Raw genomic sequence first — 14,841 nt, 5'->3', positions numbered from 1 at the left:
GCCGGATGAGTTTTACTTTAAACACCTGCCCGCAACACCCAAGGCAGCTTAAACAGAATCGCAAGATATTTCACTTAAAAAAGCAAACATTCTGTCCAACTAAACGGGGCCACCTCTGAGTGCAATACACAATAGACCAAAACAAAGTTTTAAAAACATCAAAAGTTTCTCCTAACAACGCACCCAGTAGAAAACTGTCACATACTCATTTTGTTTGTTAATTGCATGGTTTTATTTTGCGACGCGCAAAACCTGCCACGCCTAACAAACCACTACCAAACAACCAAGCCGCTGGTGGAGCAGGCACAGCCGAGATTTGACCGGGGCTAACAGCCCATGCATAAAATAGGTAGCTCTTATCGTCGTCGTACTGGTGACCAATGCTGGTATCGAAGTTATACGCGTAACGTGAATCTCGCGCGTACTCCGCGCCAGACCAATAAACAGATGCCTGCTCATTGTCAAAGGTGGCGGTGTCGGGGATATTGCTCCATTCCTTGCCACCCAACTCGCTAGAAAACAGCTCTACCAGTTCATCACCAGCCGCTGTACCGTTGGTGGCGGTGTTATAGCCAAAAGCAGTATTGACGACGGTAGGCAAGCGCCACTGGTTGCTACCTGCGTAGTTGTTGCTATTCAGGTAGTTGATAAACGCCATGGCACCAAACCAGCTCACGCGGCCATTACTACTGAAATCACTAATGGTGAGGGTGTAGGTACCTGTTGGGCTGAAGTAGTTTGGCGTGTTGCTGATGGCGGGGCTGACCGCCAAGATGTTGTTGACCACTGTGCTAAAGCCTTGGCTTGCAATCATACTGCCTAGCAAGTTTGCATCTTTAGTCCAAGTCACATCGCTGACTGAACTGTAAACGACATCGACCCCGTTAGAGGTATAGCTGGTGAGTGTAGCGTGTGCTTGCGTGGCGGCAAGCAGCATGACACTGCCAATAAGCGTCCTAGATTGTGCGTTTAATTGCATGATATGTACCCTTAAGGATGAGAAACCTGAAAAAGCGGGCGCCAGTTGTTTTATTCTTTAGTTTTCACGGCTTTACGTTACTGGTCGCGTGTATTAGAAAGCATGGTAACGATGAGGCAAACGTCAGACATCACCCAAATGGGTTAAAACATCAATTTTTTGTTAATTTCATTTACAAAAAAGATAATTAATTTTAAAGATGCCTGAAACCTTTGAATAAACTAGCTATGAGAGACGTGATCGTATTTATATGGCATGTCATACCCTGTCGCTAGATACCAGCGGCAGGGCAATAGTGAGATTAGTCAGTAGCGAGCGCCATCAGCATTTTCATTAACTCAGCCCTGTGGTGTACGCCACATTTTTGATAGAGGCTGGCGAGCTGGGTTTTGATGGTGTTTTCACTGACATTTAAAGCGGCAGTAAGCGCTGGCATGGTGTCATTGACCAGGCATTGCTGCGCCAGTTTGACCTCTGCTTCAGTTAAACCATAGGTGTTTTTTAGCAGTTGGGCTGACACTTTTAAAGGTTGCTCGGTATCGGTGATAAACACCATCGCAAGCGGGGATGCAGGCTGGGCGACAAAATCATTATGATCAGGCAGCCTTGAGAAAAAGAGTTGATAGGGGGATTTTCCAGAAACTCTAGAGACGGTGATGGATTGAGAAAAATGTGGCACCTCTATCAAGTCGCGTTTAAGGCAAGTCTGCAAGGTTTGTTGAATAGCGGATTGTGTGTCTGTATGAAGGGCTTTGAGGCCGTTGGACTCACTCATGGCTAGACCATCCTGCTGCTGCAAAATACGTTGGGCGGCCTGATTGGCGAGCAAGATTTCTGCTTGCGCATTGAGCAAGAGTACGCCACTGCGCAAACCATCGAGCGCAGTACGTGAAGAAGCAATTTTAAGATCGGCATCGCGTAGTTGAAACATAACACCCAAGGCACGTGAAAAATGCGTGAGCAAGCGTTGCAACTTTTGCCGGTCCGCTTCATTAAAAGCGGGTTCGTTTAGCCCTCTGAATAATGAAACGCCTACAGGCATCGCAAGCAAGTTATCCACGCCAAATATCACACCTGTACACAATCTCGCCATATCTGCCTGACTCAACAGCTCTCGCCAGATTTTTGACTCCAGATACTGTTGATGCGGAACCAACTCGGTCCCCAGTACCACATTTCCCTCGAGAAAGATTCCGCGCTGTATGCCAACATTTGTCCAGACATCATGTGGCTGATAGTGATCAAAATATTGCTGAGAAATAGCCTGTGGGATGCCCCAGGTAAAGTAAAACCCGCCTTGGGATGGCAAGTGCAAATTGGTGAACATGACCGCTTTGCTTGATTGCATAAACTGAGCAAATTTTTGCAGGATATCGGGCCACTTTTCTGCATCCAAGGCAGCATCGTAAATGTCACCAACAAGTTCTAGATAATGCGTCTCTGTAGTGGTTTGCATGGGTTCCTCTCATAAAGTGAATGTATAAAAGCTTATTGGGCATCTCTAATAATTAAAATTCCGTTGCGATACTTCGTTGCTCATAAAAAACTTCTCCTTACATATCAACTATATGCGGCGTCCAAATTTTTTAATCGCGCCTCGTCTGGCTTGAGCTGATTGAATTATTAGAGGCGCCCTATTGTTCAAACCGCAGCAACAGCTGCATCAACTCAGATTGCCTGCCTGTATTGGTTTTTTTGTAAATGGCTTTCAGTTGAGCGCGTATCGTATTCGCGCTCAATTGCAACAGGTCTGAGATTTCATTCACTTGCAGCCCCTCTGCGACCAATCTGGCGATATTCAACTCGGCTTTGGAAAGGTGATAAACAGCGGCTAATTGCTGGCTTGCATTGACCGAAAGCCCTTGCTTTAAGTCCCTGATTTGCAACATCACCATGGGCCCCTCTATCAGTAGTTGATTCATCCATGGCAACCTGTCAGTCTCATGCGCAACGAGCGAAAGATGAAGGAAAACGACATCATTTTGGTGATGAATTGCCAAGTGCCTTTCTTCAGGCATCATGCTTGGTACATGCGCTAACTCAATGATGCTGGCAATCAAAGATTTAAGTCGTTGGTATTTGAACGTATTAGGTGACCAAAGGCGATTGGTCTTGATAGATAGCGCGGTGTTGCTATTCAGTATTTTCCGAGCAGCAGGATTGATATAGGCTATTTCGCCATCTATACGCACAATTAGAATACCCGCGCCGATTGCATCCAGCAGACGAACACTCGTGTCAGCTTGCTGACTACGTTGGATCAACATATGACTCAACTGCAAGGCACGACGAATATGGAGTGACAATTGGTGAATATCTGCACCATCAGCCGATGCAATCGTATTCAGCAAAGGATGATGTACTAGTTGCTCTAAAAGTGGGAGGTCATTTTGCCAGGTCTGCGGAAATACAGATGTCGGAGTGAAGTTATTGAGCTGTAGATATGCGCTTATTTGATCGAAAACGGAGTGCCATTGATCAGGACGCTCTATCGTCTCATAGATCGAGTCAATCAACTCTGCGACAGCGCCTGAGGCATTCAACATGGTGGTTTAAGTCTTATTGTGTTAGCACATGTAAAAACATACCACGATATTCATTTTAAAAACACCTGTAACAATCGGCTATTTATTTTAGTTTTTTAAACGCCTGCAATGAACAGCTTATAGCAAAGTTTAACCAGTGTACGAAGCCGTGGGGTTACAAAATATCCAGATTGGAAATTCTGCCCTGATCCTGTATTGGCTCAGCCGTTTTACTGTTGAGTTTGATTTTTAAGCGCAAATCGTTCACTGAGTCGGCATTGCGTAAAGCGTCGTCGTAAGAAATGCGGCCTTCTTCGAATAAATCAAACAACGATTGATCGAAGGTTTGCATGCCGGACTCCCTCGACTTGGCCATCACTTCCTTAATGCCATGCACATCGCCTTTGTATATCAAGTCTGAAATCAGCGGAGAGTGCATTAATATCTCAATCGCCGCCACCCGGCCCGATCCATCAATTTTTGGAATCAGGCGCTGGGAAGCAATGCAACGCAAGTTAAGCGACAAATCCATCAACAACTGTTGCCGACGCTCTTCGGGGAAGAAGTTGATAATACGGTCCAGTGCCTGATTGGTACTGTTGGCGTGCAAGGTGGCCAGGCACAAATGGCCAGTTTCTGAAAAGGCAATCGCATAGTCCATGGTTTCGCGGTCACGTATCTCGCCTATCATGATGACGTCTGGTGCCTGACGCAGAGTATTTTTAAGGGCAGCATGCCAGTTTTCAGTGTCGACGCCCACTTCGCGCTGGGTGATAATGCAGTTTCTGTGACCATGGATAAACTCTACGGGATCCTCGATAGTAATGATATGCCCATAGCTGCTTTCATTGCGATGGCCAATCATCGCCGCCAGCGAGGTTGACTTGCCTGACCCAGTCCCTCCAACGAAGATAATGAGTCCGCGCTTGGCCATCACCACATCTTTGAGTACTGACGGCAAATTCAGCTCATCGAAATTGGGAATATTGGTATTAATGGTTCGCAGTACCATGCCTACAGCACTGCGCTGAATAAACGCATTGACGCGAAAACGTCCTACCTGGGGCAAACTGATAGCAAAATTGCACTCGAGAGTTTCCTTAAACTCTTCAGCTTGCTTGTCATTCATCACCGCGCGCGCAATTTCGCGTGTCTGCTGCGTATTGAGTACCTGACTCGTTACAGGGGTTAGCTTGCCGTCCACTTTCATGGCAGGCGGAAAACCAGCAGTAATAAACAAGTCCGACGCCTTGCGCGTCACCATGAGTTTGAGCAGGTCATGCACAAATTTTTCTGTCTGTGCTTGATCAAAAGATTCTTGCATTTTTAAATCTCTATTATCCAGGAGTGTTATCCCATAATCGCATCACGGTTAGCGGCTTTACTGCGCGCCTCCGCGGCACTGATCACATTGCGTTTCACCAGTTCCTGCAAGTTTTGATCCAGCGTCTGCATACCCATGCTTTGTCCGGTTTGAATGGCCGAATACATTTGTGCGACCTTGTTTTCACGAATCAAATTACGAATAGCGGGTGTACCAATCATGATTTCATGTGCAGCCACGCGACCCTGCTCATCCTTGGTTTTACACAAGGTTTGCGAGATGACAGCGCGCAGAGACTCGGACAGCATGGAACGTACCATTTCCTTTTCAGCCGCGGGAAACACATCCACCACGCGGTCTATTGTTTTAGCGGCAGAACTGGTATGCAAAGTGCCGAACACCAGATGCCCGGTTTCGGCAGCCGTCAGTGCCAGTCGAATGGTTTCCAGGTCACGCATTTCACCCACCAGAATCACATCAGGGTCTTCACGCAATGCTGAACGCAAGGCATTGTCGAACGACATGGTATGCGGCCCGACTTCGCGCTGGTTGATCAGGGATTTTTTGGACACATGCACAAATTCAATCGGGTCTTCCACCGTCAGAATATGCGACATCTGCGTATCATTGATATAGTCAACCATGGCCGCCAGAGTGGTGGATTTACCCGAACCGGTAGGGCCCGTCACCAGCACAATGCCGCGCGGCGTATCAGCAATATCCTTAAACACTCTTGGTGCATTCAATTGTTCCAGTGTCAGCACGCTGCTCGGAATGGTTCGAAACACGGCGCCCGCCCCGCGCTGCTGATTAAATGCGTTGACCCGGAAGCGGGCTAGTTCCGGAATCTCAAAAGAGAAATCGCACTCCAGGGTTTCCTCATACACTTTGCGCTGGCTGTCATTCATAATGTCGTACAGCATGCGGTGTACCTCTACATGATCCATCGATGGCAAATTGATTTTGCGCACATCTCCATGCACACGTATCATCGGCGGCAAGCCGGATGACAAATGCAAGTCTGACGCTTTATTTTTAACTGAAAATGCCAATAAATCCGAAATATCCACAATCCACTCCAGTGATTATTTTATAATGTGTCTTTAAGTTTTGATTACAGTATCACTAATCCTTAACACCCATGACTGCTGCCGATGTTCTTGATGAGAAAACAACGCTTGCTAATAATCTTGCAAGCGTACAGCAACATATTCTGCACGCCAAATCAAAGTTTGACGCTGTGCAGACTGTCAGTTTGTGCGTAGTCAGCAAGGCTCAATCGGCTGATCGCATCCGTGCCGTCTATGAAGCAGGCCATACCACATTTGGCGAAAACTATTTGCAGGAAGCCCTGAACAAACAGGAACAACTGCGCGACTGTGCAATAGCATGGCATTTTATCGGTCCGATTCAAAGCAATAAAACACAGCCAATTGCCCGTCATTTCGATTGGGTGCACTCAGTTGACCGCCTCAAAATTGCACAACGTTTGTCAGATGCACGCCCGCCAGAACTGCCACCACTCAACATTTGCCTGCAAGTAAACATTAGTCATGAAACAAGCAAAAGTGGTGCCAGTGGTGAGGAGCTCCTGCAACTTGCCTTAAGTATCAAACAATTGCCTCACCTGCACCTGCGTGGGCTGATGGCCATTCCAGCGCCTTGTGAAGATTTCAACGCACAACGTGACCAATTCCGGCAGGTAAGGCAACTGTTCGAACAGCTCAACCAGCAGGGCTTGCTGCTTGATACCCTCTCTATCGGCATGAGTGGTGATTTTGCAGCAGCCATTGCCGAAGGTTCCACGCTGGTCAGGATAGGCACCGCCATTTTTGGCGCACGCCCTACACGCCCACCTTCTACAGACTAAAATCGTCAGGAAACCATGCACACTTTTTTTGAACACACACGACTTTCGTTTATAGGCGGCGGCAATATGGCGCAAGCGCTGATGACCGGCCTGAAGCAACGTGGTTTTACCATGTCACACATCATAGTGGTTGATCCGGACGCGACCAAACATGTCAGCTTGCAGCAATCCTTGGGCGTGAACACCAGCACCATTCTGGATAAAAGCTCGATGGCTGCCGATGTGCTCATTCTGGCGGTCAAACCTCAGCAATTAAAATCAGTTGCTCAGGCATTGGCACCACTTCTGCAATCGCAACTGGTCATTTCAGTGGCAGCAGGTATCCGCAGCGAGGATTTGAGCCGCTGGCTGCAAGGCTATCGCACGCTGGTGCGCACCATGCCCAACACACCGGCACAAATACAAGCTGGCATTACTGGCGCGTTTGCCATGTCCGCAGTCCGTGCCGAGCAACGGAATTTGGCTGACAGTCTGTTGCAAGCGGCTGGGGAAGTGGTCTGGCTGGAAGAAGAAAGCCAACTGGATGCCGTGACCGCAATCTCAGGCAGCGGGCCGGCCTATGTGTTTTTGCTCATCGAGGCACTCACTGCGGCGGGCGTCGCACTGGGGCTGAGTGAATCGCAAGCACTTAAACTCAGCCTGGCCACCTTCAAGGGTGCGAGCTTGCTGGCATCAGCCAGCAACACTCCGGTCGCCACCTTGCGTGAACAAGTCACCTCAAAAGGCGGCACCACAGAGCAGGGGCTATTGCGCTTGAACCAGCACAATATCCATGCGATTATGCAAGACGCTGCCTTACAGGCAGCCAAACGGGCAAAAACTTTGGGTGACGAACTGGGAGGTCAGTAAGCATGTTGGGCAATATCAGCGTATTTTTACTTCAAACCGTATTTGGCATACTCACCTTTTTACTGGTGTTGCGCTTTTTGATGCAATGGACACGCACCTCATTTCAAAATCCGTTAGGTCAAATGGCCATGGTGCTGACTGACTTCATGGTCAAACCCGTCCGTAAACTGATTCCTCCAGTCAAACAATGGGATCTGTCCACATTGTTGCTGGCACTGTTGATGCAACTGTTGCTAGCCTTATTGCTATCAATGTTGGGCGGCGTGCCTGCCATGCCTTTACTCTGGATCTGGCAAGCCATCTTCGGCGTGATCAGCCAGATGGTTGATGTCTTTTTTTATGCGATTCTGTTGATGGCGATTTTAAGCTGGGTCAACCCATTCAGCCCGATTTACGGTGTACTTAGCCAGTTATCGTCGCCTATTCTAAATCCCCTGCGTCAATGGCTGCCACAAGTACAAGGCTTTGATTTTTCGGCGCTGGTTGCCCTGATCTTGCTGCAAATGATCAGCCGTGTGATATTGCCAAGCTTAGCAGTTGGGCTGTTCTAAGTCCGGAATATGCCGCGCTGGTGCAATGCATTCAATGCAGGCGCGGCTAAATCCAGACAATATCAAACTCTTCACGTGCGTACTGGGTATCCGGGTGCAATGACACCGGCTTTTTGATAAAGTCTGACAGGTTTGCCAGACTTTGTGACTCTTCATCCAGCAACATATTAATCACTTCTGGTGACGCCAGTATTTTGAATTCTTTGGCATTGTTAAACTGTTTGGATTCACGCATCAGCTCGCGCATGATTTCGTAACAAAGGGTTTGTGCGGTTTTGAGTTCGCCACGACCCTGACACACTTTACATGGCTCACACAGCAAATGCGCAAGACTCTCTCGCGTACGCTTGCGGGTTAATTCCACCAGCCCCAACGCAGAAAATCCGTTCACATTAATTCGGGCACGGTCTACAAACACCGCCTTGCGCAACTCTTCGAGGACTGCCTCGCGCTGTGCGTCCTCATCCATGTCGATAAAGTCAATGATGATAATGCCACCCAGATTACGCAACCGCAGCTGTCTGGCAATGGTCTGTGCCGCTTCAAGATTAGTTTTAAAAATGGTGTCAGAGAGATTTTTACCACTGACAAAACTGCCAGTATTCACATCCACTGTGGTGAGCGCTTCAGTCTGGTCAAAAATTAAATAGCCGCCTGACTTTAACTCAACCTTGCGCGCCAGCGCCTTTTCAATTTCGTTTTCAATATCATAAAAGTCAAATAGCGCGCGTTCACCCGTATAGTGCTTCAGCGGCTTGACCGCGTGTGACACATACAACTCGGCAAACTCACTTAAACGCGCATACATTTCCTTGGAGTCTACGCGGATACTGGTGGTGTCCTTGCAGACCACATCCCGCAAAATGCGGCGTGGCAGGCTCAAGTCATAAAAAATCAGTGAGCGCTCACCCACCTTTTTGCTCTCACCCTGTATTTTCTCCCACACCCTGCGCAAATACTCGATATCAGCCAGCAACTCATCATCGGTAGCATTTTCAGACATGGTTCGAATAATGTAGCCACCCTTGCGTTCTTCTGGCAACAAATCGAGTAAACGATTACGCAAAAACTCCCGCTCTTCCTCTACATCAATCCGCTGCGACACGCCAATATGCTTTTGATAAGGTAAATACACCAAAAAACGGCCAGCAATGCTGATTTCAGTGGTCAGCCTGGCACCCTTGGTGCCTATCGGCTCTTTAATCACCTGCACAATAATCGATTGCCCTTCGTGCAAGACTTCCTGAATCGGCTTTTCGACCTTGGTGTCCTCATTATCAGGATGACATTCCATGATATCGGCCACATGCAAAAAAGCTGCACGTTGCAAACCGATTTCAACAAAGGCTGACTGCATGCCCGGCAACACGCGCACCACCGTGCCGCGATAAATATTGCCGACAATACCTAGTGAAGAAGCACGCTCAATATGCAGCTCTTGCACCACGCCTTGCTCCAGAATCGCCACCCGCGTTTCTTGCGGGGTGACATTAATCAACACTTCTTGTGCTAATGACATATGTTTTACCTATGACTTGTTATTATTCTGCTGACTGCCTCACTGCTATAAAGTTTACCACGCATGTAATAACTGCGCCGTTTCGTAGAGTGGCAAGCCCATCACCCCGCTATAACTGCCCGCAATGCGGACAATCCATGCGCTGGCACGCCCCTGGATACCATAAGCCCCGGCTTTGTCCATCGGCTCGCCGCTGGCCACATATTCGGCCAACACCGCCTCGGGCACCGCCATCATTTCCACCATAGTGGAATTCAGCAAACAGCGCACCGCGCCGGACTGCACCACCGCCACCGCGGTGTGTACCGCATGGGTTGTGCCACTGAGCCGCTTGAGCATATGCATGGCTTCGGCGGCATCGGCAGGCTTACCCAAAACATCCATGCCAAGCGCGACCGTGGTGTCTGCCGCTAATATCGGCAAGCCACGTCCAGCATGCTGCGCAGCAATTGCCATCGCCTTGGCTTGTGCCAGGCGCTGTACATAGACCGCCGGATCCTCTCCCGGCAGCACCGACTCATCAATATCTGCCGGAATCACTTCGCTGTTAAAACCGAGTTGTGAAAGCAGTTCTACCCGGCGCGGACTGCGCGAGGCCAAAATAATAGGCTTGTGCTGCATGTGCTTAAATATCAATAGAAAGACAGGCACGCACGGTATCACAACTGCCTGATGTTGACCATGACTCGGTATAGCCTTCACTCCTGCGGGCCGCCGCCGCATTGTGTACAATAGCCGCTTTACTTGAAACGCCATAACGCCGATGAACGCCATAGAACAGCTGCTCGCACGCGCCGAACACTTAATCACCCGGCTGGAAACCCTGCTACCAACACAAGCCACAGCACCCGATTGGCAGGCGGTCGCCTGGCGCTGGGTCAAACACGGCGCACAGGGGCAATTGCAGGCCGTTCAGCAGCCGCACAGCATTGCGCTTGAAAACATTCGTTTTATTGACCGCCAGAAAAATGAAGTGGTTAGAAACACGCGGCAATTTTTACAAGGCCTCCCCGCCAACCATGTGCTGCTGACAGGTGCGCGCGGCACCGGAAAATCCTCGCTGGTCAAAGCTCTGCTGCATGCTTTTGCCGCTGAGGGTTTACGCCTGATCGAAGTCGAAAAGCAGGATCTCACCGACCTGCCGCAGATTGCGCAATTGATCCGTCAGCGCCCTGAAAAATTCATTATCTTTTGTGATGACCTCACCTTTGAAGCCAATGATGTTGGCTACAAGGCCCTGAAAGTGATCCTCGATGGCTCCATAGAACATGCCTCAGACAACCTGCTGGTGTATGCCACCTCCAACCGCAAAAACCTGATGCCGGAATTTATGGCCGATAACCAGCCGATCATTGATCAGGGCGAAGTGCGCCTGAGCGACACCATCGATGAAAAGACCTCGCTGGCAGAGCGCTTTGGTCTGTGGCTGTCGTTTTACAGCTTTGACCAGGATGAGTATTTAGCCATTGCCGAACACTGGCTTTCCTCCTTTGGCCTGCCCATGGACGAAACCGCCAGACACGCCGCCCTGCAGTTTTATCATACCCGCGGTGCCCGTAGCGGCCGCGTCGCCTACCAGTTTGCCAAAGACTACGCAGGCAAACTGCAACTCAAGCCCTGAGCCGCCAAGCATGACCAAGTGTGTACAAGTCGCAGTCGCCATTCTGCAAAAATCCAATGGTGAATACTTACTCGCCAGCCGCCCGCAAGGCAAAGGCTGGGCAGGCTGGTGGGAGTTTCCCGGTGGCAAGATTGAGCAAGGCGAAAGCCCAGAACAAGCCCTGATTCGTGAAGCACAAGAAGAACTTGGCATCACCCCGACGCAAATACAGCCGTGGATCAAACGCCGCTACGACTACCCCGCTACCCACGATGCCGAAGCCAAAACCGTGCTGCTACACTTCTTTTTTGTCACCGCCTGGCAAGGCGAACTGCACCCGCACGAAGGCCAGCAATTTGCCTGGCAACACCCGCAACAAGGCAACGTCAGCCCCGTTCTCCCTGCCAATGCGCCGATCATGCATGCGCTGTCCTTGCCCCCGGTGTATGCCATCAGCAACGTGGCCGAAATGGGTACAACCGCCTTTCTGGCAGCCCTGCAACGCCAGCTGGATAACGGCCTGCAACTGCTGCAAATTCGGGAATCACAACTCAGCGATGACGCACTCGCCAGACTCAGTGAAACAATCCTGCACATGTGTGCCCCCTACCATTGCCGCTGCCTGCTTAACGGTACCCCCGAGCAAGCAAAACAACTCGGTTACCAAGGCGTGCACCTCAACAGCCATCGCCTGATGGTACACAGCCAAAAACCGGATCATTTATTAGTGGGTGCCTCATGCCACGACCAGACCCAACTCGCACACGCACAATCCCTGCAACTGGACTTTGCCCTGCTCTCACCTGTGCTACCGACACCCAGCCACCCGGAAGCCAGTGGATTAGGATGGGAGCGATTTACAGAATGGGTGAATGAATTGGAAATCCCGGTGTATGCGCTGGGTGGCATGCAAGCATCGTATTTACTATTAGCACTTGCCTGCGGCGCAAGAGGCATTGCGATGCAACGCGGGGGCTGGATTTAAATCACAAATCAGCCGCAGGATAGATGGCAAAGATATTGAAATACAGCACGTAAGCAAAATAATTATTACTTTAGGGCACCTCTAAAAATCATCATCAAGCGAACGTGCACCTGACTTCATAAATCGCTTTCCACTGCACATAAGCCTCTTCCGTCCTGATACTATAGTGCTTCAAACGAATTTTATTTCGCACAGATTCTAAAAATGGGGATGGATTTGACATAGTGGTATTGACTTATCGTTTTACGCCCCCTATTATTAACTTAAGTTAACGAATTTACAACAAAAATGCATAACTCAACGCTCGTTTACATGCCGTCATTGGGACGGCTACTTAATAGTTAGGCTTTTAGAGCGCAACCATGCAAGCCGAAACTTTTCTCGAAAAGTCGCGCAGCCCACAGGCATGGCGCAAGCATTCCCGTGCATTACGTCGTTCAGCGAATGTGCTGTACGACGACTTTGTAGCCGTCCTTACTGAGTCCATCAAAGAGGCAAAGGCTCTCGGCGTGGACACCGATCACGAAAGAGCCATAGAGGCTATTGAGACCGCCAAGCTTTTGTATGGATTGGCCCTTGAAACAGCGCTGAAAGCTTGGATCATTGAACATACGCCCGGCCAGATCGAAATCAAAATCACAATTGATGGCTCAGGTGAGGCAAAGCATGCTGAACTGAAAAGCTTCGGGGTCAACGGAAATCAAGGGCACAACCTGTCCGCGTTGGCAGACGTCGCCGGCATCTTTGACGAAGGCACTTTCGGGCATGTCCTCAAGACAGACAGTGACCGCGATGTGTTTCGTGCGATTTGCAGAGACCTTGGGCAAGTCGTTGTGTGGCGCGGCAGGTACCCTGTTCCCATGGCTTCATTTGAACCGCAACCGCTGGCTAAAGGTGTTCCATGGCGGGTGTATGTCCACTACATGAGGGATTGGCTCGATCCAATGCTCGATGCACTATTAGCAGAATCAATCAGCCATGAGCAATCGAACAGCTAAAGCATCTGCGACCAGCCTAACTGTTTGGTCAAGCCGACGCCCACAAGCTCCGCTTGTGGGTGCCCTTCGTGCTTCGCACTCCGGCGCGGCTTACCGCGGGCGTTAGACCTCATCACAGGAATTGAGCCATGCCGAACGATTTCAAGGACCGCATTCGCAAAGACTACATTTCCGGCGGTGGAATATTTGGTCAATTCATCTATCCTTACGCTGAAGAAATAAAAAAATCTAAGTTCTTTCTAGACACGATGGAAGAATTTGTCATTTCTTCTGAGCAGAGAGAAATAGATGCCCACAAAAGCAGAACCAATGATTTAACGCCAGAGCAGTTGGATGAGTACTGGCAGTGGCACTACCCTGTTCATTGGCAGGAAATTTTTGCCAATCGTATCAGAGCTTCTTTTATCATGCAAAATTGCTCGTTCGTTGAAGGCGAACTGAATGAAATTGCCGAAAGAGTCGGAGTAGTCAGCGGCGCGCCAATCAAATTGCGTGATCTCACTGGTTCAACGTTATCAAAGCCAAAGAAATTCATAGAGGCATTTGGCCGATTCACCACACCAGAGGCGGGCTCGTGGGAAATCATGGAGCGAATATTTGACGTTAGAAATGTTATGGTGCATGAAGCCGGATACTCCGGCGGCTATAGAAATCACAAAAAACTCGTAGAATTTGCAAAGTCCGTCACCGGCCTTTCATTTAGCAATGATCACATTCAAGTGGAACGTGAGTTCTGCGATTACTGCCTTAATGCGGCATCCGATTTCGTCACAAACCTTCATAGCGCGTATGATTCATTTCGCGCAACCGCATCAGCACTTGAAAATATGAAAGCGCAATGAGGTCTAACTAGTCGTTCAACGCGGACAAAAATGCTCCGCATTTTTGCCGGTTAACTCGGGCGTTGACGCTGTAGAATAAATGTTTTAGAAAAATCAAGGCATACCATGACAATAAATAGACCTTCACAATCGCCCCAAAAGCCTCTAACTCAATACAGTCTATGGTTAAAGCACCCCTCAAAATACAATCACTCAACCCCTCAACGGCTTTTTCTACAGCTTCGTTAGGCAACACAAAGCTGCGGCCCGTTCACTCGAAGCTGGCAACCAGCCTAAAACCGACATACAAAAAGGAATCATGTGAGAACTCAAGTAACTAGCGTGGTCGAGAAATACATCGATGCTGTTCGTCGAAACGATCTAAGGGACCTCCCAATTCATCCGGAAGTGATTGGCGTTTTTCCCATGAATACGTACCAGGGTGCGGTGGCCTTCCTTGAAGGCACGGAGCGGTTCGCGAGAATCGTCAAGCATATCGAAGTCACTCGCCTCGTCGTCGATGGCGAGCACTGCGTCGCCCTCCTCAACATCGATACAACCTTCGGAACAATTCCGTTTGCGGAGCACATCCGCGTCGTAGACGGACAAATCGTGTCGGTTCGTGGCTACTACGATCCGCGCCCCATGTTGGTGGGGCAAACATGAGCGCGCATGGCTCGTCGTCCAACACAAACGGTGTCGCCTAACCCATCTCTAGGGACTTCCCCTTCCTGTCAAGCAATATCATCCCCAACACCCAAATAATTAGGTGTTTTTGCATCTGTTTCATTTAGTCAGCATCACCACCAGCCAGATCTGC

General features: G+C 49.4%; 15 protein-coding genes. 8 read left to right on the top strand and 7 right to left on the bottom strand.

Annotated features, from left to right (window positions below):
- Nucleotides 1–217: 217 nt before the first annotated feature.
- From Q9291_RS14070 to Q9291_RS14050, 5 genes are all read right to left on the bottom strand, one after another.
- Nucleotides 218–979 (bottom strand): Lcl domain-containing protein, encoded by a 762-nt coding sequence (locus Q9291_RS14070; RefSeq protein WP_306390772.1) that lies wholly within the window; start codon nucleotides 977–979, stop codon nucleotides 218–220.
- A 301-nt stretch (nucleotides 980–1,280) separates the two neighbouring features.
- Nucleotides 1,281–2,435 (bottom strand): helix-turn-helix transcriptional regulator, encoded by a 1,155-nt coding sequence (locus tag Q9291_RS14065; RefSeq protein WP_306390771.1) that lies wholly within the window; start codon nucleotides 2,433–2,435, stop codon nucleotides 1,281–1,283.
- A 178-nt stretch (nucleotides 2,436–2,613) separates the two neighbouring features.
- Nucleotides 2,614–3,525, bottom strand: coding sequence for a helix-turn-helix transcriptional regulator (locus Q9291_RS14060; RefSeq protein ID WP_306390770.1), 912 nt, complete (start codon nucleotides 3,523–3,525; stop codon nucleotides 2,614–2,616).
- Nucleotides 3,526–3,679: 154 nt separating this feature from the next.
- Entirely contained in the window at nucleotides 3,680–4,828 is a 1,149-nt protein-coding gene (locus Q9291_RS14055) for a PilT/PilU family type 4a pilus ATPase (protein WP_306390769.1), read from the bottom strand.
- Between the two features lie 26 nt (nucleotides 4,829–4,854).
- Nucleotides 4,855–5,898 carry a type IV pilus twitching motility protein PilT gene (locus Q9291_RS14050; RefSeq protein ID WP_306390768.1) on the bottom strand — a complete coding sequence of 348 codons (1,044 nt, stop codon included), beginning with the start codon at nucleotides 5,896–5,898 and terminating at the stop codon, nucleotides 4,855–4,857.
- A gap of 71 nt (nucleotides 5,899–5,969) precedes the next feature.
- Between Q9291_RS14050 and Q9291_RS14045 the strand changes: the two genes are divergently transcribed.
- From Q9291_RS14045 to Q9291_RS14035, 3 genes are read left to right on the top strand one after another with little or no spacing between them, the layout of a single operon-like run.
- Entirely contained in the window at nucleotides 5,970–6,698 is a 729-nt protein-coding gene (locus tag Q9291_RS14045; protein WP_306390767.1) for a YggS family pyridoxal phosphate-dependent enzyme, read from the top strand.
- Nucleotides 6,699–6,713: 15 nt separating this feature from the next.
- Nucleotides 6,714–7,547 (top strand): pyrroline-5-carboxylate reductase, encoded by an 834-nt coding sequence (gene proC / locus Q9291_RS14040; protein WP_306390766.1) that lies wholly within the window; start codon nucleotides 6,714–6,716, stop codon nucleotides 7,545–7,547.
- A 2-nt stretch (nucleotides 7,548–7,549) separates the two neighbouring features.
- Nucleotides 7,550–8,098 carry a YggT family protein gene (locus tag Q9291_RS14035; RefSeq protein WP_306390765.1) on the top strand — a complete coding sequence of 183 codons (549 nt, stop codon included), beginning with the start codon at nucleotides 7,550–7,552 and terminating at the stop codon, nucleotides 8,096–8,098.
- A gap of 46 nt (nucleotides 8,099–8,144) precedes the next feature.
- Here the strand turns inward: Q9291_RS14035 and rng are convergent, their stop codons facing one another.
- Complete coding sequence (gene rng, locus Q9291_RS14030) at nucleotides 8,145–9,617, bottom strand: ribonuclease G (RefSeq protein WP_306390764.1); 1,473 nt, start codon at nucleotides 9,615–9,617, stop codon at nucleotides 8,145–8,147.
- A 54-nt stretch (nucleotides 9,618–9,671) separates the two neighbouring features.
- On the bottom strand, nucleotides 9,672–10,238 hold the full coding sequence (locus Q9291_RS14025) for a Maf family protein (RefSeq protein WP_306390763.1): 567 nt from the start codon (nucleotides 10,236–10,238) through the stop codon (nucleotides 9,672–9,674).
- 142 nt (nucleotides 10,239–10,380) lie between these two features.
- On the opposite strand from Q9291_RS14025, the gene Q9291_RS14020 reads away from it, so the two are divergent.
- The 5 genes from Q9291_RS14020 (at nucleotide 10,381) to Q9291_RS14000 (ending at nucleotide 14,687) form a co-directional block, all read left to right on the top strand.
- Nucleotides 10,381–11,238 carry an ATP-binding protein gene (locus tag Q9291_RS14020; protein WP_306390762.1) on the top strand — a complete coding sequence of 286 codons (858 nt, stop codon included), beginning with the start codon at nucleotides 10,381–10,383 and terminating at the stop codon, nucleotides 11,236–11,238.
- Between the two features lie 10 nt (nucleotides 11,239–11,248).
- Nucleotides 11,249–12,202: a Nudix family hydrolase gene (locus Q9291_RS14015; RefSeq protein ID WP_306390761.1), complete on the top strand. Its 954-nt coding sequence runs from the start codon at nucleotides 11,249–11,251 to the stop codon at nucleotides 12,200–12,202.
- 362 nt (nucleotides 12,203–12,564) lie between these two features.
- Entirely contained in the window at nucleotides 12,565–13,200 is a 636-nt protein-coding gene (locus tag Q9291_RS14010; RefSeq protein ID WP_306390760.1) for a hypothetical protein, read from the top strand.
- Between the two features lie 128 nt (nucleotides 13,201–13,328).
- Nucleotides 13,329–14,042 (top strand): hypothetical protein, encoded by a 714-nt coding sequence (locus tag Q9291_RS14005; protein ID WP_306390759.1) that lies wholly within the window; start codon nucleotides 13,329–13,331, stop codon nucleotides 14,040–14,042.
- Nucleotides 14,043–14,342: 300 nt separating this feature from the next.
- Nucleotides 14,343–14,687, top strand: coding sequence for a nuclear transport factor 2 family protein (locus Q9291_RS14000; RefSeq protein ID WP_306390758.1), 345 nt, complete (start codon nucleotides 14,343–14,345; stop codon nucleotides 14,685–14,687).
- Nucleotides 14,688–14,841: the final 154 nt, after the last annotated feature.

The sequence above is a fragment of the Methylophilus aquaticus genome (assembly GCF_030769565.1).
GTDB lineage: Bacteria > Pseudomonadota > Gammaproteobacteria > Burkholderiales > Methylophilaceae > Methylophilus > Methylophilus aquaticus.
Note: the sequence above shows the minus strand (reverse complement) of the source record. Positions and strands in the feature narration are given on the sequence as shown.